Source organism: Bacillus sp. FJAT-14266 (assembly GCF_001719225.1).
Taxonomy (GTDB): domain Bacteria; phylum Bacillota; class Bacilli; order Bacillales; family Bacillaceae; genus Bacillus; species Bacillus subtilis.
The window spans coordinates 1,285,365-1,310,074 of the sequence record NZ_CP017072.1; the positions used below are offsets into that span (position 1 = coordinate 1,285,365).

Here is a 24,710-nt window from a genome sequence, read left to right on the forward strand (position 1 = left end):
CGTTTTGCTATACACTTGATAAAAAAGGAAAAAGTGCGGTGAGTTGATTGTTTAAACTTTTGCTGATTGAAGATGATGAATCGCTGTTTCATGAAATCAAGGATCGTTTAACGGGATGGTCCTATGATGTATACGGCATTCAGGATTTCAGTCAGGTGCTGCAGGAATTTGCGGCGGTTAATCCTGATTGTGTCATTATTGATGTGCAGCTGCCTAAATTTGACGGTTTTCATTGGTGCCGGCTGATCCGCTCCCGGTCAAATGTTCCGATTCTCTTTTTATCCTCCCGGGATCATCCTGCTGATATGGTGATGTCTATGCAGCTCGGGGCAGATGACTTTATCCAAAAGCCATTTCATTTTGATGTGCTGATTGCGAAAATCCAAGCGATGTTCCGGCGTGTGCACCATTATAATACGGAGCCGAATACGATTAAAACGTGGTGCGGCGCTGCTGTAGACGCGGAGCAGAACCTCATCAGCAATGACAAAGGATCTGTTGAACTGACCAAAAATGAAATGTTCATTCTAAAACAATTAATAGAGCAAAAAAACAAGATCGTCAGCCGGGAAGAGCTGATCAGAAGCTTGTGGAACGATGAGCGTTTTGTTAGTGATAATACGCTGACCGTCAATGTCAATCGCCTGCGAAAAAAACTGGACGCCCTGCAGCTTGGTGCATATATCGAGACAAAGGTGGGCCAGGGCTACATCGCGAAGGAAGAGGACAAGTTCTATGATTAAAGCATTCCTTATCGAAAGGCGGAGCTGGATTGCCGCTTTTTTGTTTCAGCAGGCTTTGATGCTGTTCATTGCTTTTGTCGATCCTTCCATATCATTTGGGAATGTACTTTATATGGTGTATTTGTGCATTTTGTTTTTTATCATATTCCTTTGGTTCCGCTATCGGAAAGAAACAGCGTTTTATAAAAGCTTGAAAACATGGGAGAACAATCTCGATGTGACAGCCATAAATGAACCGGAAACGCCGTTTGAAGCAATGGTTGAAAGAAGCATTGCCGGGCAAACAGAACACTTGAAGCAGACCGCAGCACGGCATCGCTTAGCATTGGAAAATGAAAAAGATGAGCTGATGGCATGGATACATGAGGTCAAAACCCCATTAACAGCGATGCATTTAATCATTGATAGAATGGAAGAAAAAGCACTGAAATCCCAGCTGTCATATGAATGGCTGCGTATTCACCTGCTTCTTGATCAGCAGCTTCATCAAAAACGCATATCATTTATTGAAAACGATCTGTCAGTAGAATTCATTCAGCTTCAGCCTTTGATCTTTAAAGAAATCAAAGATTTACAATCGTGGTGTATCCAAAAAGGGATCGGTTTTGACATAAAGCTCGAGGCCAAAGAAGTGCTGAGCGATGCAAAATGGCTGGCGTTTATCATCAGGCAGCTGCTGACAAACGCGGTGAAATACAGCGAAGCCTCTGAAATCGAGATCAAAAGCTTTCAAAAAGGGGAACAGACGCAGCTCCAAGTGAAGGACTGTGGCAGGGGCATTGATCCAAAAGATGTACCGCGTATTTTTGATAAAGGGTTTACATCCACAACGGATCACCATGATCAAGCGTCAACTGGCATGGGGCTGTACTTGGCAAAAAAAGCAGCGGCGCCGTTATTGATCCATATTGATGTTGAGTCGGAGTTTGGTGCGGGAACAGTTTTTACATTAACCTTTCCAATACGGAATCAATTTGAACATGTCATAAGCGTGTGACGAAAATGTCACATGCTTTTCTTTTTTGTTCGCCGTATCGAAGGAAAAGCCCGGCATTCCTTTTTATAATGAGATTATCCAATATAAAGGAGACTGCGTAAATGGTGATTTTAGAAGCGAATAAAATTCGAAAAAGTTATGGAAACAAGCTGAATAAACAGGAAGTGCTGAAGGGCATCGATATTCACATTGAAAAGGGCGAATTCGTCAGTATTATGGGTGCTTCCGGGTCGGGAAAAACCACTTTGCTCAACGTTCTGTCCTCAATCGATCAGGTCAGTCACGGAACCATTCATATTAATGGAAATGACATGACGGCTATGAAGGAAAAGCAGCTGGCTGAATTTAGAAAACAGCATTTAGGTTTTATCTTTCAGGATTACAATTTGTTAGACACATTGACAGTGAAAGAGAATATCCTTCTGCCTTTATCGATCACGAAACTATCAAAAAAGGAAGCCAATCGCAAGTTTGAGGAAGTTGCCAAGGAACTGGGAATATATGAATTGCGGGATAAATACCCGAATGAAATTTCCGGCGGCCAGAAGCAGAGAACATCCGCTGGAAGAGCGTTTATTCATGACCCGAGCATTATTTTCGCTGATGAACCGACCGGCGCGCTCGATTCGAAATCGGCCTCCGATCTATTAAATAAGCTGAGCCAGCTCAATCAAAAACGCAACGCGACGATTATTATGGTTACCCATGATCCCGTCGCTGCCAGCTACTGCGGCAGAGTCATTTTTATTAAGGACGGGCAAATGTATACACAGCTGAATAAAGGGGGCCAGGACAGGCAAACGTTTTTCCAGGATATTATGAAAACGCAAGGCGTGTTAGGCGGGGTGCAGCATGAACATTAATCAGCTCATCCTGCGAAATTTGAAAAAGAATCTCCGGAATTACTATTTGTATGTGTTTGCGCTCATCTTTAGCGTGGCGCTTTATTTCGCCTTTGTCACGCTGCAGTATGATCCAGCAATTAACGAAGTGAAGGCTTCAATCAAGGGAGCCGCGGCTATTAAAACCGCTTCGATTTTGCTTGTGGCTGTAGTGGCGATCTTCATTTTATATGCCAATACGATTTTTATTAAGAGACGGAGTAAAGAAATCGGGCTGTTTCAATTAATTGGAATGACGAAGCATAAAATTTTTCGCATCTTAAGTGCAGAAAATGTCATGCTGTATTTCGGTTCATTAGCGATCGGGGTAGCGGCCGGGTTTTCGATATCGAAGCTTGTCTTGATGATTCTGTTCAAAATTGTCGATGTCAAAGCGGATGCGAAACTGCATTTTTCTGAGCAGGCCTTGGTCCAAACGGTCATTGTGTTCTGCGGCATTTACCTTTTGATCATGATCATGAATTATACGTTTATCAAAAAACAGAGTATTTTATCTTTGTTTAAAGTAACGTCCTCCACTGAAGACAAAGTAAAGAAAATATCATTTTTCCAAATGATAATCGGCGCTTTAGGCATCGTGTTGATTTTGACAGGATACTATGTGTCTTCTGAGCTGTTTGGCGGAAAATTTAAGACCATTAATGAACTGTTTGGTGCGATGAGCTTCATTCTGGGGAGCGTCATTATCGGGACGTTTTTGTTTTATAAAGGATCAGTTACGTTTATCTCGAATATCATTCGAAAAAGCAAGGGCGGCTACTTAAATATTTCTGAGGTCCTGTCACTGTCATCAATCATGTTCAGAATGAAATCGAATGCGCTGCTGCTGACGATTATTACAACCGTTTCAGCACTTGCGATCGGGCTGTTATCTCTTGCATATATCTCGTATTACTCGTCAGAAAAGACCGCTGAACAAAATGTAGCGGCTGATTTTTCATTCATGAATGAGAAAGATGCCAAGTTATTTGAAAACAGATTGAGGGAAAGCAACATCTCGTTTGTAAAAAAGGCAACACCTGTCCTGCAAGCAAATGTTGACATTGCAAATATTATGGATGGAACTCCGAAAGAGATGCAGGGCGATCCCAGCAATATGCAGCTTGCTGTTGTTAGCGACAAAGATGTAAAAGGAGTCGATGTGGCGGCTGGAGAAGCCGTTTTCTCAGGATACACCGACTTGCTGCAAAAAATAATGGTTTTCAAGGACTCTGGTGTTATTAAAGTAAAAAGCAAGCACGAGACGCAGCCATTAAAATATAAAGGATTAAGAGAAGAGTTTCTTGTATCCTACACGTTTACAAGCGGGGGCATGCCCGCTGTCATTGTGGATGACAGTCTGTTTAAACAGCTGGACAAGGATAAAGACCCCCGCATTCAGCTGGCGCAATCTACATTTATCGGCGTCAATGTGAAACATGACGATCAAATGGAAAAAGCAAATGAGCTTTTTCAACAGGTGAACAAGAAAAACGAGCATTTATCAAGACTAGATACAAGCGCTGCGCAAAAATCACTGTTTGGTATGGTGATGTTCATCGTCGGCTTCTTAGGGTTAACGTTCCTGATTACATCAGGTTGTATCCTTTATTTTAAACAAATGGGTGAAAGTGAAGATGAAAAACCGAGCTATACAATTTTAAGAAAACTCGGCTTTACGCAGGGCGACCTGATAAAGGGGATACGCATCAAACAAATGTACAACTTCGGCATTCCGCTCGTTGTCGGCCTCTTCCACAGTTACTTTGCCGTCCAATCCGGCTGGTTCTTATTCGGATCAGAGGTATGGGCGCCTATGATTATGGTGATGGTGTTATATACTGCGCTCTACTCCATTTTTGGTTTTCTGTCAGTTCTTTATTATAAGAAGGTCATTAAATCGTCGTTGTGAAACAGAAAAAGCTCCAGACATTCTGGAGCTTTTTGTTTATCGTTTTGGCGCCCGATAACCGGCGGCTTCAGCTTCTTCAACTGAGCAAAACATTTCAGCCGGATCGGTTGTCCGGTCGTAGTATGTACTGCCTGGCGTGTGGTAGATGCCGTTTCTGCTTCCTTTGATATTACAGCCTTCTGCTTTGTCAGCTGTTTTGGTTTCATCACTTTTACTCGTATTGTTTGAAGAACTTCCAGTGTCTTCATGAGAGCTGGCGGTTTGGCTTTCCGTCTCTTTTAATTGATTTTCAAGCTTTGTTTTATCTTGTCGAAGTGTTTCATTTTCAGCCTTTGCCGTTTTTGCATCTTCTTTGAGCTGCTTTTGATTTTCTTGAAGCTCTTTAATCTCAGCTTTTAATGATTTCTGAGTCTTTTTTAGATCGCTATTTTCGTTTTTAAGCTTCTCAAGCTTGTCTTGATCTTCTTTGTTGTCTTTTAATTTCTTTGCTTCAGAGCTGACAGATTTATATTCTTTCTCAAGTTCTTCGTGCTCTTTTGTGAGGTTTTTATATTCGGCGTTTAGCGCTGAATATTTTTTCTCGGCATTTGCTGCGGCAGTGTCAGGTTCTGCCAATGCTGCCCCGGTAAAGAGCAGCACAAGGCCTCCAATGAAAAGCGGCCAAAAAAGTCTCTTTGAGAAACGTTTTTCCTTTTTCAGTACATATCTGACAAGGTGATATAATCCATAGCCCAGTGCAATGAGACATGCCAGAAAACCTAAGAATGCTAATACCATTTCCATAATATGACCCCTTTTTCTATTTATTTTACATTTTTCAAACAATATTTGTTAGATTTTTTCACGCTCATCAGTTGAAAAATGTGAGAGAGACAGATAGAATGAATGTGCTATGATAACTGGATTCGTACGGAGCCGTTTTAGGTTTCGTTTTTTTCATGAGCTTTTTTAGGTAAGAAAGGGGGATGAGTATGCCGCGTGCTCTTAAAATTTTAGTCATTGGAATGTTTATCAATGTGACGGGTGCTTCTTTTTTATGGCCGCTGAATACGATTTATATCCATAATCATTTAGGAAAGTCGTTAACAGTAGCCGGACTTGTCCTGATGCTGAATTCCGGCGCCAGTGTGGCTGGCAATTTATGCGGAGGTTTTTTGTTTGATAAAATCGGCGGTTTTAAATCGATTATGCTTGGGATAGCCATTACGTTAGCAAGCCTGATGGGTCTTGTCTTTTTTCATGATTGGCCAGCCTATATTGTGCTGCTGACGATTGTGGGCTTTGGCTCCGGTGTTGTTTTTCCGGCAAGCTACGCAATGGCGGGATCGGTATGGCCTGAAGGGGGAAGGAAGGCATTTAATGCGATATATGTCGCGCAAAACGCGGGCGTGGCCGTTGGTTCAGCGCTTGGCGGTGTCGTGGCATCTTTCTCGTTTTCATATGTATTTTTGGCAAATGCCGTATTGTATCTGATCTTTTTCTTTATTGTATATTTCGGATTTCGAAATATTCAAACGGGCGATGCATCCCAAACATCCGTGCTTGATTATGATGCTGTGAACAGCAAAGCAAAATTTGCCGCACTGATCATTTTAAGCGGAGGCTATGTACTCGGATGGCTGGCTTATTCTCAGTGGTCAACCACAATTGCTTCGTACACACAAAGCATTGGAATATCTCTTTCCTTATACAGCGTGCTGTGGACGGTTAACGGAATTCTCATTGTGCTCGGCCAGCCGCTCGTCAGTTTTGTGGTGAAAAAATGGGCCGAGTCGCTAAAAGCGCAAATGGTCATCGGCTTTATCATTTTTATTGTGTCTTTCAGCATGCTGCTGACTGCAAAGCAATTTCCGATGTTTCTCGCTGCGATGGTGATCCTGACTATCGGAGAAATGCTTGTTTGGCCTGCTGTGCCGACTATTGCCAATCAGCTTGCCCCTAAAGGGAAAGAAGGCTTTTATCAAGGCTTTGTCAACAGTGCGGCGACAGGCGGCAGAATGATTGGTCCCCTGTTCGGAGGAGTGCTTGTCGATCATTACGGCATTAGGGCTCTTGTTTTATCTCTGTTGGTATTGCTGCTGATCAGTATTGCCACAACGCTTCTATATGACAAACGGATAAAATCAGCTAAAGAAACAAATAAGCAGGCATCAATCTCTTCATAATAAAAGATCCCGCTGGGTGAGCGGGATCTTTCAGCGTGTCGACAAACCCTCGCATTCGTTGTCAGGCCTGCGCTTCGGTGCTCACGAATTAGAACATTCGCTCCGCTCCTATGCTCGTCCTTCCTAGACTTCAAGGGTTTTCAATCACGCTGAAAAGATGACAAAATCCTAAAATGAAAACCATTTTAGGATTTTGTCAACAATCTGAAAGATCCCGCCGGATGAGCGGGATCTTTTTACATAATCGGAAGCACGTTAACGGCATCCTTTACATTTGAATATGTTTTCAGCGACGAAAAATTGGCATCCAGTTTATTCATTTTCATGGCCAATTCAGGCTTAATGCCGGTAATGATTAACTCAGTTCCGGTCAATTTCAGCAAATGGCTCAGCTTGAAAATTTGGTCGGCCGTTTGTTCGTTCACTTGGGCCAATCCGGATAAATCAATGATCAAATAATCATCTTTGGATGTTGATAAGATATTCGTCAATGTGCAAACAATGGAATTAAATCGCTCCTCTGTCAGGTTTCCGACTAGCGGAAGAGCCGAAATGCCATTGCGAATCGGGACAATAGGAGTTGAAAGTGCAGTAATTTCCGTGAGGGAATCCTCGAGAAGCTTTTCATACTCTTTTTGCTTGGTGATGTCTTTCTGAATTCCGACAAAATACGTTTTATCCTCTATTTCCATTGGATCAATATTTAATTCATTCCAGAACATCGTTCCGTCTTTTTTGTAGTTTTGAATCTGAACGGTGACCGGTTCTTTATTTTGTAAAGCGGTTCTGATGTTGTCCACTTCTGCAGGATCTGTGTGTTTCCCCTGTAAGAAGCGGCAGTTCTTTCCTAAAATTTCCTCGGTCTCGTAGCCGGTCATTTGAACAAAGCCTTGATTTACGTAGATAATAGGATTATCTTCAAGTGCGGGATCTGTAATTACCACACCGACTCGCACGTGATCAAGCGCTTTTTTGATGACTTCCAGCTGTCCTGGTATCCCAAATGATTGAAAACTAGCCATATAAATCCCCCTTAGGCCGTCAGCTTGCTATGCGAAAGCCTGATATTCCCCTTTTTAAAATGAATTCTACAGTAACCGTAGCACAACACATGTTCTGATTCAAGCAAGTGCAGTTTGTTGTTTGTCATTAGGGCTTGTCCTCGTATACACTAAAAATAAGAACAGAATTTGAACATATGAACGGAAAGGTTTTCTACATGCTAAATAGGTGACTAGGTCAATGTCACTGGGTGAAAAATGAATCCAATGCATCAAGCTTACCGATCATGTGTTCACATATAATGGAAGAAACAAGCTTTTTACAGATTTGCCGGTATGTAGATATCGAAAATCATCGGAATCGTTTAAGGGGGCTGGATGGCCTGAAGTCGCTTTACGAAATAAGGGCTTTAGGAAGGTGATGATGAAGATGCTGCATCAGGTACTCATTGCTTGTGTAATTGGAGGAATCATGGGGATTCTCGGTCATGTGAAAAAGAGAGGCAGGCTGGAGAAGCCCAGAATGACGAAGCGGTTTATCTACCTTGGATTTTTGGAAGATTGGTTTATCGGCATGACGGCTTCCATTTTACTTGTATTATCCGCTGACCCCGATTCAGGAATTCAACTTGTCATCTTATCCATTATCTCAGGCTACGGCGGTGAAGCTGTTCTCAGAAGTTTTGACTTTGTGAGAGAACTGAACAGCGGCGGCGAACCGGCCGAGTCCAAACGTCAAACCAAAACTCCACCCGAATAATTGTCCTCAATCTCCGCCCGTTCAGGGTACATTCCCATTGTATACAAACCTGCTTGCACTTATGAACAGAATTCTATAAAATACAGTTAGATTACGGTTGCGATAAGAACAATGAAGAGAAGCAGTAAGAAACAGATATTGTTGCAGAGAGTTGACGGCTGGTGAAAGTCAATCAAGTTTGTTTCCGAACTCACCTCAGAGTTGCAGCGGTGAAAAGCCGCTGACGCATAACTGCGTTAAAAGTATCAAGTGAGTGCGGCGTATGCCGCGCTAACGAGGGTGGTACCGCGGGAAAACGAAAGTCTCTCGTCCCTTTTAGGGATGAGGGAGTTTTTTTTAGTTTGGGAATATTCTGAATAATCCTCTCCTTCCCGTCAATACTTGAACCATACACGCCGTATTCAATCAGAAGGAGGTTTTTACTTTGAGTTTTCAGCACAAAGAGATAGAAAAGAAATGGCAAACATATTGGCTTGAAAACAAAACATTTGCCACTCTTGATAATAATGAAAAACAAAAATTCTACGCGCTGGACATGTTTCCTTACCCGTCTGGAGCTGGGTTGCACGTCGGCCATCCTGAAGGATACACAGCTACGGATATTCTGTCCCGCATGAAGCGCATGCAGGGCTATGATGTCCTTCATCCAATGGGCTGGGACGCATTCGGCCTGCCAGCTGAACAATACGCGCTTGACACAGGGAACGACCCCGCTGTGTTTACGAAGCAGAATATTGATAACTTCCGCCGCCAAATTCAAGCGCTTGGCTTCTCATATGACTGGGATCGCGAAATCAATACGACTGACCCTGAATACTATAAATGGACGCAATGGATTTTCTTAAAGCTATACGAAAAAGGCCTTGCTTACGTTGACGAAGTGCCTGTAAACTGGTGCCCTGCGCTCGGTACTGTTCTTGCCAACGAAGAAGTCATTGACGGCAAGAGCGAACGCGGCGGCCATCCGGTAGAGAGACGCCCAATGAAGCAGTGGATGCTGAAAATCACCGCTTATGCGGACAGGCTCCTTGAGGACTTGGAAGAGCTTGATTGGCCGGAAAGCATTAAAGATATGCAGCGCAACTGGATCGGCCGTTCGGAAGGCGCTCACGTTCATTTTGCTATAGATGGACATGATGATTCCTTTACGGTGTTTACAACAAGACCAGATACGCTGTTTGGCGCTACATACACTGTCCTTGCCCCGGAACACGCATTGGTGGAAAACATCACAACGGCAGAGCAAAAAGAAGCTGTTGAAGCTTATATCAAAGAAATTCAATCAAAGAGTGACCTAGAACGCACAGATCTTGCGAAAACAAAGACAGGCGTATTTACAGGAGCGTATGCGATCAATCCTGTAAACGGAGAAAAACTGCCGATTTGGATTGCGGATTATGTTCTTGCATCATACGGAACAGGTGCTGTCATGGCAGTTCCTGGACACGATGAGCGTGATTTTGAATTCGCCAAAACATTCGGCCTTCCGGTGAAGGAAGTCGTAAAAGGCGGGAACGTTGAGGAAGCAGCCTATACTGGCGACGGCGAGCACGTGAACTCTGATTTCCTGAACGGCCTTCACAAACAGGAAGCGATTGAGAAAGTGATCGCTTGGCTGGAAGAAACGAAAAACGGTGAGAAGAAAGTGACGTACCGTCTTCGTGACTGGCTCTTCAGCCGCCAGCGTTATTGGGGCGAGCCGATTCCGGTCATTCATTGGGAAGACGGAACGTCAACAGCTGTCCCTGAAGAGGAGCTGCCGCTGATTTTGCCGAAAACGGATGAAATCAAACCGAGCGGAACGGGCGAATCACCGCTTGCGAACATTAAAGAGTGGGTGGAAGTCACAGACCCTGAGACAGGGAAAAAAGGAAGAAGAGAAACGAATACAATGCCGCAATGGGCGGGAAGCTGCTGGTATTTCTTGCGCTATATTGATCCGCACAATCCGGATCAGCTGGCATCACCAGAAAAATTGGAAAAATGGCTTCCGGTCGATATGTATATCGGCGGTGCAGAGCATGCCGTGCTTCACCTTCTGTATGCCCGCTTCTGGCATAAGTTCCTTTATGATATCGGTGTAGTGCCGACGAAAGAACCGTTCCAAAAGCTGTACAACCAAGGAATGATTCTCGGTGAAAATAACGAAAAAATGAGTAAATCTAAAGGGAACGTTGTCAACCCTGACGAAATCGTGTCCTCTCACGGTGCTGATACCCTGAGATTGTACGAAATGTTCATGGGGCCTCTTGATGCTTCAATCGCCTGGTCTGAATCAGGATTAGACGGTGCGCGTCGTTTCCTTGACCGTGTATGGCGCCTATTTGTTGAAGAAAACGGTGAGCTTAATGGCAAAATCGTTGAAGGCGCTGGTGAAACATTGGAGCGCGTCTATCATGAAACGGTTATGAAAGTCACAGACCATTATGAAGGCCTTCGTTTCAACACGGGTATTTCCCAGCTGATGGTCTTTATTAATGAAGCTTATAAAGCAACAGAACTGCCGAAAGAATATATGGAAGGCTTCGTGAAGCTTCTTTCTCCTGTCGCGCCACACTTAGCGGAAGAGCTATGGGAGAAGCTTGGCCATTCCGGCACAATTGCCTACGAAGCTTGGCCTGTATATGATGAAACAAAACTTGTGGATGATGAAGTTGAAATCGTTGTTCAGCTGAACGGAAAAGTAAAAGCGAAATTACAGGTTCCTGCCGATGCAACGAAAGAACAGCTGGAACAGCTTGCTCAAGCAGATGAAAAGGTCAAAGAGCAGCTTGAAGGCAAAACGATTCGGAAAATCATCGCGGTGCCTGGGAAGCTTGTCAATATTGTGGCAAACTAAGCCTAGAAAAAATCCCCTTTGCCAAAAGGGGATTTTTTTCATCAGTCTCAGAATAGCAATCGTTCAGCTGACTTTGATATACTGAACATGATCACTGTGAATAGGAGTGTTTTCTTTGGAAATAAAAGAAATCAGCACAGCCGCTTTGAAAGAAAAAATTGAGGCGGACGAAGAATTATATTTAATTGATGTCAGAGAAGATGAAGAGGTAGCGGAAGGCATGATCCCGCAAGCCGTTCATATTCGCATGGGGGAAATTCCTGAAAAAATGGAAACCCTTGATAAAGACAAAGAGTACGTATTTATCTGCCGCTCAGGAATGCGCAGTATGAACGTCTGCAAGTACCTGGATGAGCAAGGCTTTAAAACAGTCAATGTTGAAGGCGGCATGATGGCCTGGGAAGGCGAAACAAAACCAAAAAACTAGGGGAGAGCGGTCCCCTAGTTTTTATTTGTATTCCGGAAGCCAATCGCCGTGTGCTGCAAATAAATCGTCACACATGGAGATGATGTCCTTCATGGAAAGCTCCGCGCTTGTATGCGGATCAAGCATTGCAGCTTGGTAAACCGCTTCTTTTTTTCGTGTGACAGCCGCTTCGATTGTCATCAGCTGTGTATTAATATTCGTTCGGTTTAAGGCTGCAAGCTGCTCAGGCAGTTCTCCGGCGAAGCACGGTGTAATTTTTTTTCTGTCGGCGACGCATGTCACTTCCACAACCGCTTTTGAAGGAAGGTTGGTGATCAGCCCTGTATTCAAGACGTTTCCTCCGAAGGTGAATGGTTCGTTTGTTTCCATTGCTTCTATAATTCTTGAACCATATTCCTTTGAGCGTTCGTGCGTAAGGTTTTTATTATTGACGATATCATCCCGCATTTTCTCCCAATTTTCAATCTGCTTGACGCACCTTCTCGGATATTCGTCGAGCGGGATTTGCAGCTCGCTGATCAGTTCAGGGTAATTCCGTTTAATAAAGTATGGGTGATACTCTGCGTTATGTTCGGACGATTCCGTGACATAATAGCCGAACTTATCCATTAATTCAAACCGCACCATATCATGATGCTTTGTTTTTTGTTTTTCTTTCGCTCTCCTTTTGATTTCTGGATATAAATCTGTGCCGTCTTTTTTGACTTCCAAAAGCCAAGCCATATGATTAATGCCTGCGATGCGTTCCTCAATTCCGTCATGCTCCATTCCGAGAGCTTTAAATAAATCCTTCGTGCACACTTGAACACTGTGGCAGAGCCCGATTGTTTTGATATTGGTATAGCGGAGCATGGCGCCTGTAAGAGTGGCCATTGGATTTGTATAGTTTAAGAACCATGCGTCAGGGCACATTTCCTCCATATCTTTTGCGATATCAATTAAGACCGGGATTGTTCTGAGAGATCTGAATATCCCGCCGATGCCTACTGTATCGGCGATCGTCTGGCGCAGCCCATACCGTTTAGGAATCTCGAAATCGATGACTGTGCTCGGTTTGTATCCTCCAACCTGAATCGCATTGATGACATAGCCTGCGTTTTGCAAGGCGAGTTTTCTGTCATCATAGCTGTTGATGGCCACACTTGGGTTATAACGGTCTCTTAGATTTTCGAGCATGAGCTGGGATTCCTGCAGGCGTTTGGGATCAATGTCGTAAAGAGCGAACTCAAATCCATTCAGTGCCTCTGTTAATAGGCAGTCTCCCAAAACATTTTTGGCGAAAATCGTGCTCCCTGCACCGATAAATGTAATCTTTTTCATATTGTTTCCTCCTTTAATGTTAACCCTTTACCGCTCCGGAAGACAGGCCGGCAATAAAGTATTTTTGCAGCGCCAAAAACAGAACAACCATCGGCAGCATTGCCATAAGTGCCGCTGCGGCAACTAAATGAAGGTTGTTTGCGTTTTCTCCGAAAAAACCTGCCATGGCTACTGTTAATGTCTGAACCTTTTGATCTTGTAAAAAGAAAATGGCAAATTGATAGTCGTTCCAAATAAAGACACAAGAAATAATACAGATGGTCGCAGTGATCGGCTTCAGCAGAGGAAACACAATCGTAAAAAAGATTTTCAGCATGCCTGCACCGTCAATTCTTGCGGCTTCTTCAAGCTCTTTTGGAATGGTCGATCGGATAAAGCCTGAATATAAGAATACGGTTAAAGGCATGTAAGCCGCTGTATTGATGAAAATGGCGATTGCGTGTGTATTGACCATTCCGGCGTCCACGACCATTCGGTACAAAGGAACCATGGACGTTAACGGAGGGATGATCATAATGGAAATCAGCAAGGCAAAAACGGCTTTATTCAGTTTCGTTTCCCGCCGGGCAAGCGGGTAGGCGGCAAGTGAGCCGAATATAATTAATAACAAGGCAGAAAAACCTGTGATGATCATGGTGTTTATAAAAGAGTTTCCTAGCGAAGCGCGCTCCCACGCCTCTGAAAAATTATGAAAGGAGATGTCGGCTGGAAATATCCATTTCGAACTGTAGTCTCCTTTTGCTTTCAATGAAGTGGTCAGCAGGATATAAAAAGGAATAAAATGCGCACAGGCCACAATGGCTGCAAGAAGCGTAATGATCCGCATGCTTTTTGTACGGGCGGCTCTCATGACATTTCCGTCTCCTTTCTTTTAAAGTACGCAAGCGCGCAAAAGCTGATGATCAAAATGACAAATGCCATAAATATGCCTTGCGTTGCGGCATAGCCGGCATCCTGCCGTTTGAAATACAAATCATACATAAATGTGGACATGGATTGTGACGCATTTCCGGGGCCGCCAGCGGTGAGTGCAATGATGACGTCAAACAGCTTTAAGCCTCCGATAATGTTGATGACCATATTAATGGTAATGGAGGGCATTAACAGCGGCAGCGTGATGGTAAAAAACTGCTGGCCTTGTTTCGCGCCATCCATTTGCGCCGCTTCATAGTAGTCTTTCGGAATGCTTTGCAGACCGGCTAAGTAGACAACCATAGCGATCCCGACATATTGATAGGTGTTAATCATGACAATGATCCATGGATTGAGCGAGGGACTGGCGAGCGCATTAATAGGGCTGATGCCGAAGACCCCGAGCAAATCGTTGAGCGCGCCTCCGTCATAGGAGAAGAAAAAGTACCAAATGTAGCCCATAATGAGCGGGCTGATCATCACCGGCAAATACACAATTGTTCTTGTTACCGCTTTCGTTTTAATGCTTTGATTTAAGAGCAGAGCGTACAGAAGCCCGACCACATTTTGAAAAAAGGTGCTGCCAAGCCCGTAAAGCAGAGTGTTTTTTAAGATATGCCAAGTATCAGGATCAGAAAACAGCCTTTCATATTGCGCGAATCCAACCCATTGGTAAACTTGTGAAAAGCCGTTCCAGTTTGTAAAGGTAATCAATGTGCCTTTCACAAACGGATAAATCATAAAGACCAGAACGGAGAGCAAAGCAGGAATGTACATCCACCAAAGTGAGGACTGCTTTTTTGGCTTAACCTGTTTCACATGAACGTCCCTTGCGATCTCACTCATTGTTTTCAGCTCCCTGTGTTTCCGATTGCTCCCGGAGTCGTTTATATTCTCTTCCCAGCTTCTGCGAAATGTCTTGAGGCCCCAAAATGTCAGCCGCGAGCTCCTGCCCAACCGTGCCCAGGACATCCCACATTCCGTTTGGCAAGTATAACCGGTCGAAGTAAGGCTCGACTTTGACATCTTGATAATGCTCATAATCGTTTGCGTAGAAAATATCAGCTTTCACATTGGTCAGCCCTGAAGGAAGCGATGTGGCTTCAGCCATTTGTTTGGCATTGGCCGGGCGGGCCATAAATGCGATAAATTCTTTTGCCTCCTTTAATTGAGGCGAATCTTTCCATGCTGCAAGCGTGTAGCGTTCACCGCCGATCCATATCGGGTCATCACCGGGATGGATGGCAGGTGTCGGGATAATGCCGACCTTGACGTTCGGATTGATCTGGGCAACGTCTTGGCCGAGGGTGCCGCCTTGCATTGTAAAGGCGATTTTGTTTTGGGCCATTAATTCAATGAGCTGTGATTTTTTTGCCGTGACGGCGTCGATGTTAATCAATTTTTCTTTCTGCATTTGTTTGAGGATTTCTGATAAATAAGTGAATTTACTCCATTGAAAAGTGCCGTTGATGAGCTGTTTTTTTTCATTATGGGCAGGGTCTGTGATGAGAAGAGGTGTAGCGAATTGGTCGTAATATTGTGCAAATGAGCTTTTGTCATAGCCGGCAAACCAGAAGGGAACAATGCTTCCCTTGCTTTTTTCTTTAATCGTTCTCAGTGCTTTGATAAAGTCATCCATGGTTTCCGGCGGAGCAATGCCGTAACGGTCTAAAATATTGCGGTTATACGCCAGACCGTCTTTTGCCTGATTGATCGGATAGGCATACACCTTTCCGCTTTGATTTTTGAGGATGCTGTTTAAATTGGGATCAAGATCTTGAGTCCATTTCATATCCCGGAGATCCGCTGTATATTCTCCGTACCTGATTTTCCCCCAGCCATGTGTATCGAATAGATCTGGCAAATCATTGGCCGCCATTCTGACACGCATCATATTTTCATAGTCATTGCCTGGGAAATGAAGGCTGACATGAATGTCACTGTGTTCCTTTTCGAATGCTGCCGCTAGTTTTCTGAACGTATCTCTTTCACTGTCGGTTGACATTGTAGAATAAATGGTTAACGTCTTTTTTGCGGTATCTGCTGAGCTTTTCTCTGCTGAACACCCGGGCAGAACAAGCAGAATAAGAGAGAGAAATAAAACAAAAGTGTGTTTCATCTTTTCCTCCTTATCATCGTGATGAATCTTTGCTTATGTCACCTCCTTTGCTGTACATCCGCAGCTTTGTCTTACGATTAATGTTGTAGGCAGGGTGACATGGTGAGGAAGCGTTCGGCCATTGAGACGGTCAAGCAGCAGTTTTACGCCTGTCCGGCCCATTTCCTCTGTGTATACCTTCACCGTCGTTAAAGGCGTGCTGGCAAATTCAGCTTCCTCAATGCCGTTAAAGCTGACGATTGCGGTATCCCGCGGCACTTGCAGTCCGGCTTCCTGCAGCGCTTTTAATGCGCCAATCGCCATAGAATCGCTGGCAATAAAGAATGCTTCCGGCAGATGGCCTTGATCGATTGCTTTCTTCATCAGGCGATAGCCCTCACGCATGCTGTATTCTCCGATCAGCACATGCTCAGGCTGGGGGGCGGCTGACTCCAAAAAAGCGGTCAGGCGTTTATCTTCAATCGTTCTGCGAATGCTTTGGCCGTCCTTCAGCGTATGCTCTTTTTCTTGTCCGCCAATGTAGCCTAACCGTTTGTAGCCTAAGTCGAAAAGGTGATCAATCGCCTGGCGTGAAGCCGATTCAAAATCGATTCCAATCGAATCGTATGCTTGCGGATCTGGTGAATGATTGATAAATACGGCATGCTCCAGCCTCCCGTTGATATGCTTAACCGCTTCATCATGAACACGGCCGATGACAATGACACCATCCAATTCCCGAAAGATATGTTCCTGAAAGGAGCCGAGATGAATCGAATTTGTAATGAAAATTTCCTGTTCAAAGCATTCCTTTTCAATCCCTTTCCGAATGGAAGAAAAATAAGGGTCCTGCCTTTCCTGATCAGGGGACAGACAGCTCAACACACCGATCAGCGGCTGAGCCCGCTGTTTTTGCCCGCGGGATTTTCGGCGTTTGGCAACGGTTTGATAACCAAGCTCTTCAGCGATGTTGATGACTCTTTGTCTCGTTTCGCCCGCAACAGAAAGCGACTCATCTTCATTTAAAATTCTGGACACAGTTGCGCTGGAAACTTTAGCTTTCAAGGCGATATCTTTAATACGAACCATGGGTATCCCTCTCATCTATTTAGTAAAATATTAACTCATCTGTCTTTGATAAATTGATACTATCATATAAAAGTAAGCGGTTACAATAATTGTTTTCGGAATATTTCGTTATATTTACTAAATATTTAGTAAATGATGTGATTTATGTTGGAAAAATAAAGGGGAACCCAGATCTGTCTCGTAAATGTGAAGTAAGCGAATAAGGAAGGGTGATGGGATGAGAGCCGAAAGAAGAAAGCAACTGTTTCGTTTGCTTGGTGATTTGCCTGATCGGAGGCCAATCAGTGTTGAGACATTACGTATTGAAGAAAGAGAAGAAAATATTGTTGAAACGCTCCTGCTCGATTTAAATGGACATGAAAAGGTGCCCGCTTATTTTGTGAAGCCGAAGAAAACAGAAGGACCGTGCCCAGCCGTATTGTTTCAGCATTCGCATGGGGGCCAGTATGATAGGGGAAAAAGTGAGCTGATTGAGGGAGCGGATTATTTGAAAACGCCTTCTTTTTCTGATGAGCTTACTTCACTCGGATACGGCGTTCTTGCGATTGATCATTGGGGATTTGGAGATCGGCGGGGAAAAGCGGAAAGCGAGATATTTAAAGAAATGCTTCTCACCGGAAAAGTGATGTGGGGGATGATGATTTATGACAGTTTAAGTGCGTTGGACTATATGCAGTCACGCTCTGATGTTCAGCCTAACAGGATCGGAACCATCGGCATGTCTATGGGAGGTTTGCTGGCGTGGTGGACAGCGGCGCTCGATGACCGGATTAAGGTGTGTGTGGATTTGTGCAGCCAGGTGGATCATCACGTGCTGATCAAAACACAGAATCTTGATAGGCACGGCTTTTATTATTACGTCCCATCGCTTGCAAAGCATTTTTCCGCATCGGAGATCCAAGGCCTGATCGCGCCGCGCCCGCACCTTAGTCTTGTTGGTGTACACGATCGGTTAACGCCGGCCGAGGGCGTGGACAAAATCGAAAAAGAATTGACAGCTGTCTATGCTGGACAGGGAGCTTCTGATTGCTACCGAGTGGTCCGTTCTGCTTCGGGACATTTCGAAACAGCAGTTATGAGGCATGAAGCTGTCCGGTTTTTGCAAAAGTGGCTGTGACTGTTAAAAGAAATCGAAAAAGACCGTTTTATGTGAAAACGGTCTTTTTGTTTCCTTTTAACCAACTGCCATAAATCGATGCTTTCTTCTATTGACAGAAACAGGAGAGAATAATATATTCTAATTGTTAACCTTAAAATATAATTGGTTAACAATTAAGGTGAGAAGCACTACACGTTCTTCAGTTATCAGTGAAAGGGCGAGGAATGATGCAAGAAGAAACTTTTTATAGTGTCAGAATGAGGGCTTCTATGAATGGATCTCATGAAGACGGCGGAAAGCATATATCCGGCGGAGAACGGCTTATTCCTTTCCATGAGATGAAGCATACAGTCAATGCTTTATTAGAAAAAGGGTTATCCCATTCAAGAGGAAAACCTGATTTTATGCAAATTCAATTTGAAGAGGTACATGAATCGATAAAAACCATTCAGCCATTGCCTGTGCATACGAATGAAGTGAGCTGCCCGGAAGAAGGACAAAAGCTTGCCCGATTGTTATTGGAAAAAGAAGGCGTTTCACGAGACGTGATTGAAAAAGCATATGAACAAATCCCTGAATGGTCAGATATCAGGGGTGCGGTGTTGTTTGATATTCATACAGGAAAGCGAATGGATCAAACAAAAGAAAAAGGGGTGCGGGTCTCCAGAATGGATTGGCCGGACGCTAATTTTGAAAAATGGGCGCTTCACAGTCACGTGCCAGCTCATTCAAGAATAAAAGAGGCCCTTGCGCTCGCTTCAAAGGTAAGCTGGCACCCGGCAGCAGTTGCAGAATTATGCTGGTCGGACGATCCGGATTACATAACAGGCTATGTTGCGGGTAAGAAAATGGGCTATCAGCGTATTACAGCAATGAAAGAATACGGGACTGAAGAGGGCTGCCGAGTCTTTTTTATTGATGGATCCAATGATGTAAACACGTACATACATGATCTGGAGAAGCAGCCTATTTTAATAGAGTGGGAGGAAGATCATGACTCATGATTTGATAGAAAAAAGTAAAAAGCACCTCTGGCTGCCATTTACCCAAATGAAAGATTATGATGAAAACCCCTTAATCATCGAAAGCGGGACTGGAATCAAAGTCAAAGACATAAATGGCAAGGAATACTATGACGGTTTTTCATCAGTTTGGCTTAATGTCCACGGACACCGCAAAAAAGAACTAGATAACGCCATAAAAAAACAGCTCGGAAAAATTGCGCACTCCACGTTATTGGGCATGACCAACGTTCCAGCAACCCAGCTTGCCGAAACATTAATCGACATCAGCCCAAAAAAGCTCACGCGGGTCTTTTATTCAGACAGCGGCGCAGAAGCGATGGAAATAGCCCTAAAAATGGCGTTTCAGTATTGGAAGAACATCGGGAAGCCCGAGAAACAAAAATTCATCGCAATGAAAAACGGGTATCACGGTGATACGATTGGCGCCGTCAGTGTCGGTTCAATTGAGCTTTTTCACCACGTATACGGCCCGTTGATGTTCGAGAGTTACAAGGCTCCGATTCCTTATGTGTATCGCTCTGAAAGCGGTGATCCTGATGAGTGCCGTGATCAGTGCCTCCGAGAGCTTGAACAGCTGCTTAAGGAACATCACGAGGAAATTGCCGCGCTTTCCATTGAATCAATGGTACAAGGGGCTTCCGGTATGATCGTGATGCCGGAAGGATATTTGGCAGGGGTGCGCGAGCTATGTACAACATACGATGTCTTAATGATCGTTGATGAAGTCGCTACAGGCTTTGGCCGTACAGGAAAAATGTTTGCGTGCGAGCACGAGAATGTCCAGCCTGATCTGATGGCTGCCGGTAAAGGCATTACAGGAGGCTATTTGCCAATTGCCGTTACGTTTGCCACTGAAGACATCTATAAGGCATTTTATGATGATTATGAAAACCTAAAAACCTTTTTCCATGGCCATTCCTATACAGGCAATCAGCTTGGCTGTGCGGTTGCGCTTGAAAATCTGGCATTATTTGAATCTGAAAACATTGTGGAACAAGTAGCGGAAAAAAGTAAAAAGCTCCATTTTCTTCTTCAAGATCTGCACGCTCTTCCTCATGTTGGGGATATTCGGCAGCTTGGCTTTATGTGCGGTGCAGAGCTTGTCCGGTCAAAGGAAACCAAAGAACCTTACCCGGCTGATCGGCGGATTGGATACAAAGTTTCCTTAAAAATGAGAGAGCTTGGAATGCTGACAAGGCCGCTTGGGGATGTGATTGCATTTCTGCCTCCTCTCGCCAGCACAGCTGAAGAGCTCTCGGAAATGGTTGCCATTATGAAACAAGCGATCCACGAGGTTACGAGCCTTGAAGATTGATTCCTGGTTAAACGAGCGGTTAGACATAGCAAAGGAAGCCGGCGTACACCGTAACCTGCGGTCAATGAATGGGGCACCGGTTCCAGAGAGGAACATTGATGGCGAAAATCAAACTGTCTGGTCCTCAAACAATTATTTAGGGCTCGCAAGCGATAGACGTTTGATCGATGCAGCCCAAACAGCATTGCAGCAATTTGGGACAGGAAGCAGCGGTTCACGTTTAACGACAGGCAATTCGGTCTGGCATGAAAAGCTAGAAAAGAAGATTGCCAGCTTTAAACGGACAGAAGCGGCCCTGCTGTTTTCGAGCGGTTACTTGGCCAATGTCGGTGTCCTTTCATCCTTGCCAGAAAAGGAAGATGTCATTTTAAGTGACCAGCTCAATCATGCAAGTATTATTGACGGTTGCCGACTTTCTAAGGCTGATACAGTTGTTTATCGGCATATTGATATGAATGATCTTGAAAACAAGCTGAATGAAACACAGCGTTATCAGCGCCGTTTTATCGTAACAGACGGGGTATTCAGCATGGATGGCACAATCGCCCCTCTTGATCAGATCATCTCACTTGCGAAACGCTATCATGCCTTCGTGGTCGTTGATGATGCCCATGCAACAGGAGTTTTGGGTGATTCGGGACGAGGAACGAGTGAATACTTTGGTGTTTGTCCTGACATTGTGATCGGCACCTTAAGCAAAGCTGTTGGTACGGAAGGAGGTTTTGCGGCAGGATCAGCGGTCTTCATCGACTTTTTGCTGAACCATGCCAGAACATTTATCTTTCAAACCGCTATTCCGCCAGCCAGTTGTGCGGCTGCTCATGAGGCTTTGAACATCATTGAAGCCAGCAGGGAAAAACGACAGCTTTTATTTTTTTATATCAGTACGATCAGAACCAGTCTGATGAATATGGGGTATGTGGTGAAAGGAGATCACACACCGATTATTCCTGTAGTCATTGGCGATGCCCATAAAACGGTCATATTTGCTGAAAAACTGCAGGGCAAGGGAATTTATGCTCCTGCCATTCGGCCGCCGACCGTTGCGCCGGGTGAAAGCCGGATTCGAATCACAATCACGTCTGACCACAGTATGGGTGATATTGATGATTTGCTGAAAACATTTCATTCAATCGGAAAGGAGCTGCATATCATTTGAGGGGTTTTTTTGTGACGGGAACTGATACAGAAGTAGGGAAAACGGTTATATCCAGCGGTCTTGCTGCCTTATTGAAAGAACATAATAGAGATGTCGGTGTGTATAAACCATTTTTAAGCGGGATATCGCGTCATCATCCAGATAGTGATACAAGTTTGCTGAAAGACATGTCACAGACCGGTCTCTCCCATGAAGACATTACGCCTTTTGCCTTCAAAGCGCCCCTTGCACCATACGTTGCAGGGAAACTCGAGGGAAAGACTGTCACCATGGAAGAGGTTTTAAGCCATTGGGAGCGGATTAAAGAAAAACATGAATGCTTCATCGTAGAAGGTGCAGGCGGTATTTCTGTGCCATTGGGAGAGGACTATTTGGTCAGTCATGTCATAAAAGCGTTGCAGCTTCCCATGATTATTGTGGCACGTCCTCACCTTGGAACCATTAATCATACCTTTTTAACTGTCAAATATGCAGAAAGCATGGGGCTTCCAATTGCCGGAATTATCATCAATGGAATCAGTGACTCTCCTGATGAAGATGAAAAAACCAATCCTGATATGATTGAGCGCTTATGCGGTGTTCCGATTTTAGGGGTTACGCCAAAGCTTGCCAACGTTACGAAAGAAACGGTTCTACATATGGTAAAAGACCATATCAATCTATCATTACTGATGAATCAAGTGGGGGTATGAGAATGAATCAATGGATGGTACTTGCAGACCGGGTGCTGGCTGGAGCAGAAGTGACTGACGAAGAGGCGCTTTCAATATTACATTGTCCTGATGAAGATATTTTGCTATTAATGCATGGAGCTTTTCATATCAGAAAACACTTTTATGGAAAAAAAGTAAAGCTCAATATGATTATGAATGCGAAATCCGGGCTCTGCCCGGAAAACTGCGGCTATTGTTCACAGTCTGCGATTTCGAAAGCGCCGATTGAGTCTTACCGGATGGTGAATAAGGAAACGCTGCTTGAAGGCGCGAAGCGGGCGCACGATCTGAATATCGGCACATATTGTATCGTGGCAAGCGGCAGAGGGCCGTCTAACAGAGAAGTGGATCAGGTCGTAGATGCGGTTCAGGAAATTAAAGAGACGTATGGACTGAAGGTTTGTGCGTGTCTCGGACTGTTGAAGCCAGAGCAGGCGAAGCGTCTCAAAGATGCCGGAGTAGACCGTTATAATCATAATTTGAATACGTCACAGAGGAACCATTCAAACATCACGACTTCACATACATACGATGACAGAGTCAGTACGGTTGAAATCGCAAAAGAATCGGGGCTGTCTCCGTGTTCAGGCGCCATTATCGGGATGAAGGAGACGAAACAGGATGTCATTGACATCGCCAAAAGCTTGAAGGCTCTTGACGCGGATTCCATTCCTGTGAATTTTTTGCATGCAATTGATGGTACGCCGTTAGAAGGCGTCAACGAATTAAACCCGCTGTATTGTTTAAAAGTGCTGGCGCTGTTCCGTTTTATCAATCCATCAAAAGAAATTCGCATTTCCGGAGGAAGAGAGGTCAATCTCCGCTCATTGCAGCCATTAGGGCTTTACGCCGCAAACTCCATTTTTGTCGGAGACTACTTAACAACTGCCGGGCAAGAGGAGACGGAGGATCATAAAATGCTGAGTGATTTAGGCTTTGAAGTTGAATCAGTCGAAGAAATGAAGGCCAGTTTAAGTGCGAAAAGCTGAAAGAATCAATAAAAGCAATCGGTATGATGTCGATTGTTTTTATTTTTGAACAGAAAGGAGAAAATCACGTGACAATTGCATCGTCAACTGCATCTTCTGAGTTTTTGAAAAACCCATATTCTTTTTACGACACATTGCGAGCTGTTCATCCTATCTATAAAGGGAGTTTCTTAAAATACCCGGGCTGGTATGTCACAGGATATGAAGAAACGGCTGCTATTTTGAAAGATGCGAGATTCAAAGTCCGCACCCCGCTGCCTGAGAGCTCAACCAAATATCAGGACCTTTCACATGTGCAAAATCAAATGATGCTGTTTCAGAACCCGCCTGATCATAGACGATTGCGGACGCTTGCCAGCGGAGCGTTTACGCCGAGAACGACAGAGAGTTATCAGCCGTATATCATTGAAACTGTCCATCATTTGCTTGATCAAGTGCAAGGTAAAAAAAAGATGGAGGTCATTTCGGACTTTGCTTTTCCTTTAGCAAGTTTTGTCATAGCTAACATTATAGGTGTACCGGAGGAAGATAGGGAGCAATTAAAGGAGTGGGCTGCGAGTCTCATTCAAACGATTGATTTTACCCGCTCAAGAAAGGCATTAACAGAGGGCAATATTATGGCTGTGCAGGCTATGGCATATTTCAAAGAGCTGATTCAAAAGAGAAAACGCCACCCTCAACAGGATATGATCAGCATGCTCTTGAAGGGGAGAGAAAAGGATAAGCTGACGGAAGAGGAGGCGGCATCTACGTGCATATTGCTGGCGATCGCCGGACATGAGACAACGGTCAATCTCATCAGCAATTCAGTCCTTTGTCTGCTGCAGCATCCAGAACAGCTTTTGAAACTGAGAGAAAATCCAGATCTTATTGGTACCGCAGTCGAGGAATGTTTACGCTATGAAAGCCCCACGCAAATGACAGCCAGAGTTGCGTCAGAGGATATTGACATCTGCGGGGTGACGATCCGTCAAGGAGAACAAGTCTATCTTTTGTTAGGAGCGGCTAATCGAGACCCTAGCATATTCACGAACCCCGATGTCTTCGATATTACGAGAAGTCCTAATCCGCATCTTTCATTCGGGCATGGCCATCATGTTTGCTTAGGGTCCTCGCTGGCACGATTAGAAGCGCAAATTGCGATTAACACTCTTCTGCAGCGAATGCCCAGCCTTAATCTCGCGGATTTTGAATGGCGGTATCGGCCGCTTTTTGGATTTCGGGCGCTTGAGGAGCTGCCGGTGACTTTTGAATAAGCCTAAGAAT

22 protein-coding genes and 1 other annotated feature are annotated in these 24,710 nt (G+C 44.4%); of the genes, 15 read left to right on the forward strand and 7 right to left on the reverse strand.

From position 1 onward, the window contains the following. Positions 1-47 precede the first annotated feature (47 nt). The 4 genes from bceR to bceB all read left to right on the forward strand — a co-directional run bounded on the left by bceR (position 48) and on the right by bceB (position 4,533). Positions 48-743, forward strand: a complete 696-nt coding sequence (gene bceR / locus BGM23_RS06700) for a two-component response regulator BceR (protein ID WP_046663906.1) — start codon at positions 48-50, stop codon at positions 741-743. Continuing rightward, the gene (gene bceS, locus BGM23_RS06705) at positions 736-1,740 is read left to right on the forward strand and encodes a two-component sensor histidine kinase BceS (protein WP_003229135.1); all 1,005 of its coding nucleotides are present in this window, start codon (positions 736-738) and stop codon (positions 1,738-1,740) included. The genes bceR and bceS overlap by 8 nt, the downstream gene beginning before the upstream one ends. Positions 1,741-1,841: 101 nt before the next feature. Further along, a complete protein-coding gene (gene bceA / locus BGM23_RS06710; protein ID WP_003229137.1) occupies positions 1,842-2,603 on the forward strand; it encodes a bacitracin ABC transporter ATP-binding protein BceA in 762 nt (253 codons plus the stop codon). After that, positions 2,593-4,533, forward strand: coding sequence for a bacitracin ABC transporter permease BceB (bceB, locus tag BGM23_RS06715; RefSeq protein WP_046663905.1), 1,941 nt, complete (start codon positions 2,593-2,595; stop codon positions 4,531-4,533). The genes bceA and bceB overlap by 11 nt, the downstream gene beginning before the upstream one ends. Before the next feature lie 36 nt (positions 4,534-4,569). On the opposite strand, the gene BGM23_RS06720 is transcribed toward bceB, so the two are convergent. Then, entirely contained in the window at positions 4,570-5,316 is a 747-nt protein-coding gene (locus tag BGM23_RS06720; protein WP_003229141.1) for an LMBR1 domain-containing protein, read from the reverse strand. A gap of 188 nt (positions 5,317-5,504) precedes the next feature. Here BGM23_RS06720 and BGM23_RS06725 point away from each other — a divergent pair, with 188 nt between their 5' ends. Next, the gene (locus BGM23_RS06725) at positions 5,505-6,698 is read left to right on the forward strand and encodes an MDR family MFS transporter (protein WP_004398741.1); all 1,194 of its coding nucleotides are present in this window, start codon (positions 5,505-5,507) and stop codon (positions 6,696-6,698) included. Between the two features lie 236 nt (positions 6,699-6,934). Here the strand turns inward: BGM23_RS06725 and BGM23_RS06730 are convergent, their stop codons facing one another. Then, positions 6,935-7,720: a YtvA family blue-light photoreceptor gene (locus tag BGM23_RS06730; protein WP_032722366.1), complete on the reverse strand. Its 786-nt coding sequence runs from the start codon at positions 7,718-7,720 to the stop codon at positions 6,935-6,937. A gap of 403 nt (positions 7,721-8,123) precedes the next feature. On the opposite strand from BGM23_RS06730, the gene BGM23_RS06735 reads away from it, so the two are divergent. The 3 genes from BGM23_RS06735 to BGM23_RS06745 all read left to right on the forward strand — a co-directional run bounded on the left by BGM23_RS06735 (position 8,124) and on the right by BGM23_RS06745 (position 11,725). Beyond that, positions 8,124-8,459, forward strand: a complete 336-nt coding sequence (locus BGM23_RS06735; RefSeq protein WP_003246114.1) for a DUF4257 domain-containing protein — start codon at positions 8,124-8,126, stop codon at positions 8,457-8,459. A 102-nt stretch (positions 8,460-8,561) separates the two neighbouring features. Continuing rightward, positions 8,562-8,776 (forward strand) — a binding site (T-box leader). Between the two features lie 107 nt (positions 8,777-8,883). After that, a complete protein-coding gene (gene leuS, locus BGM23_RS06740) occupies positions 8,884-11,298 on the forward strand; it encodes a leucine--tRNA ligase (RefSeq protein WP_015251406.1) in 2,415 nt (804 codons plus the stop codon). A 115-nt stretch (positions 11,299-11,413) separates the two neighbouring features. Then, entirely contained in the window at positions 11,414-11,725 is a 312-nt protein-coding gene (locus BGM23_RS06745) for a rhodanese-like domain-containing protein (RefSeq protein WP_015714554.1), read from the forward strand. A 21-nt stretch (positions 11,726-11,746) separates the two neighbouring features. Here the strand turns inward: BGM23_RS06745 and melA are convergent, their stop codons facing one another. The 5 genes from melA to BGM23_RS06770 are packed head-to-tail and all read right to left on the reverse strand — an operon-like array spanning position 11,747 to position 17,144. Then, complete coding sequence (gene melA / locus BGM23_RS06750) at positions 11,747-13,045, reverse strand: alpha-galactosidase MelA (RefSeq protein ID WP_003229179.1); 1,299 nt, start codon at positions 13,043-13,045, stop codon at positions 11,747-11,749. A gap of 19 nt (positions 13,046-13,064) precedes the next feature. Continuing rightward, entirely contained in the window at positions 13,065-13,895 is an 831-nt protein-coding gene (locus BGM23_RS06755; protein ID WP_014480612.1) for a carbohydrate ABC transporter permease, read from the reverse strand. After that, complete coding sequence (locus tag BGM23_RS06760) at positions 13,892-14,803, reverse strand: carbohydrate ABC transporter permease (RefSeq protein WP_015251409.1); 912 nt, start codon at positions 14,801-14,803, stop codon at positions 13,892-13,894. Before BGM23_RS06760 ends, BGM23_RS06755 begins: the two co-directional genes overlap by 4 nt. Then, positions 14,796-16,076 carry an ABC transporter substrate-binding protein gene (locus BGM23_RS06765; protein ID WP_046663904.1) on the reverse strand — a complete coding sequence of 427 codons (1,281 nt, stop codon included), beginning with the start codon at positions 16,074-16,076 and terminating at the stop codon, positions 14,796-14,798. The genes BGM23_RS06760 and BGM23_RS06765 overlap by 8 nt, the downstream gene beginning before the upstream one ends. A gap of 33 nt (positions 16,077-16,109) precedes the next feature. Continuing rightward, entirely contained in the window at positions 16,110-17,144 is a 1,035-nt protein-coding gene (locus BGM23_RS06770; RefSeq protein WP_032726444.1) for a LacI family DNA-binding transcriptional regulator, read from the reverse strand. A 217-nt stretch (positions 17,145-17,361) separates the two neighbouring features. Between BGM23_RS06770 and BGM23_RS06775 the strand changes: the two genes are divergently transcribed. The 7 genes from BGM23_RS06775 (at position 17,362) to bioI (ending at position 24,700) form a co-directional block, all read left to right on the forward strand. Beyond that, positions 17,362-18,261, forward strand: coding sequence for a dienelactone hydrolase family protein (locus BGM23_RS06775; RefSeq protein WP_046663903.1), 900 nt, complete (start codon positions 17,362-17,364; stop codon positions 18,259-18,261). Positions 18,262-18,470: 209 nt separating this feature from the next. Next, positions 18,471-19,247: a 6-carboxyhexanoate--CoA ligase gene (gene bioW / locus BGM23_RS06780; RefSeq protein ID WP_032726442.1), complete on the forward strand. Its 777-nt coding sequence runs from the start codon at positions 18,471-18,473 to the stop codon at positions 19,245-19,247. Continuing rightward, a complete protein-coding gene (gene bioA / locus BGM23_RS06785; protein ID WP_032726441.1) occupies positions 19,237-20,583 on the forward strand; it encodes an adenosylmethionine--8-amino-7-oxononanoate transaminase in 1,347 nt (448 codons plus the stop codon). Before bioW ends, bioA begins: the two co-directional genes overlap by 11 nt. Beyond that, entirely contained in the window at positions 20,573-21,742 is a 1,170-nt protein-coding gene (bioF, locus tag BGM23_RS06790; protein WP_046663902.1) for an 8-amino-7-oxononanoate synthase, read from the forward strand. Before bioA ends, bioF begins: the two co-directional genes overlap by 11 nt. Then, positions 21,739-22,434 carry a dethiobiotin synthase gene (bioD, locus tag BGM23_RS06795; protein ID WP_046663901.1) on the forward strand — a complete coding sequence of 232 codons (696 nt, stop codon included), beginning with the start codon at positions 21,739-21,741 and terminating at the stop codon, positions 22,432-22,434. Before bioF ends, bioD begins: the two co-directional genes overlap by 4 nt. A gap of 2 nt (positions 22,435-22,436) precedes the next feature. Beyond that, a complete protein-coding gene (gene bioB, locus BGM23_RS06800) occupies positions 22,437-23,444 on the forward strand; it encodes a biotin synthase BioB (RefSeq protein ID WP_046663900.1) in 1,008 nt (335 codons plus the stop codon). A gap of 68 nt (positions 23,445-23,512) precedes the next feature. Then, the gene (gene bioI / locus BGM23_RS06805; protein ID WP_041520532.1) at positions 23,513-24,700 is read left to right on the forward strand and encodes a biotin biosynthesis cytochrome P450; all 1,188 of its coding nucleotides are present in this window, start codon (positions 23,513-23,515) and stop codon (positions 24,698-24,700) included. Positions 24,701-24,710 lie beyond the last annotated feature (10 nt).

Bases quoted from the DNA above. Each gene is read 5' to 3' on its own strand.
- bceS (WP_003229135.1), top strand. From the start codon at position 736: ATGATTAAAGCATTCCTTATCGAAAGGCGGAGCTGGATTGCCGCTTTT.
- bceA (WP_003229137.1), top strand. From the start codon at position 1,842: ATGGTGATTTTAGAAGCGAATAAAATTCGAAAAAGTTATGGAAACAAG.
- bceB (WP_046663905.1), top strand. From the start codon at position 2,593: ATGAACATTAATCAGCTCATCCTGCGAAATTTGAAAAAGAATCTCCGG.
- BGM23_RS06720 (WP_003229141.1), bottom strand. From the start codon at position 5,316: ATGGAAATGGTATTAGCATTCTTAGGTTTTCTGGCATGTCTCATTGCA.
- BGM23_RS06725 (WP_004398741.1), top strand. From the start codon at position 5,505: ATGCCGCGTGCTCTTAAAATTTTAGTCATTGGAATGTTTATCAATGTG.
- BGM23_RS06730 (WP_032722366.1), bottom strand. From the start codon at position 7,720: ATGGCTAGTTTTCAATCATTTGGGATACCAGGACAGCTGGAAGTCATC.
- BGM23_RS06735 (WP_003246114.1), top strand. From the start codon at position 8,124: ATGAAGATGCTGCATCAGGTACTCATTGCTTGTGTAATTGGAGGAATC.
- melA (WP_003229179.1), bottom strand. From the start codon at position 13,045: ATGAAAAAGATTACATTTATCGGTGCAGGGAGCACGATTTTCGCCAAA.
- BGM23_RS06755 (WP_014480612.1), bottom strand. From the start codon at position 13,895: ATGAGAGCCGCCCGTACAAAAAGCATGCGGATCATTACGCTTCTTGCA.
- BGM23_RS06760 (WP_015251409.1), bottom strand. From the start codon at position 14,803: ATGAGTGAGATCGCAAGGGACGTTCATGTGAAACAGGTTAAGCCAAAA.
- BGM23_RS06765 (WP_046663904.1), bottom strand. From the start codon at position 16,076: ATGAAACACACTTTTGTTTTATTTCTCTCTCTTATTCTGCTTGTTCTG.
- BGM23_RS06770 (WP_032726444.1), bottom strand. From the start codon at position 17,144: ATGGTTCGTATTAAAGATATCGCCTTGAAAGCTAAAGTTTCCAGCGCA.
- BGM23_RS06775 (WP_046663903.1), top strand. From the start codon at position 17,362: ATGAGAGCCGAAAGAAGAAAGCAACTGTTTCGTTTGCTTGGTGATTTG.
- bioW (WP_032726442.1), top strand. From the start codon at position 18,471: ATGCAAGAAGAAACTTTTTATAGTGTCAGAATGAGGGCTTCTATGAAT.
- bioA (WP_032726441.1), top strand. From the start codon at position 19,237: ATGACTCATGATTTGATAGAAAAAAGTAAAAAGCACCTCTGGCTGCCA.
- bioB (WP_046663900.1), top strand. From the start codon at position 22,437: ATGAATCAATGGATGGTACTTGCAGACCGGGTGCTGGCTGGAGCAGAA.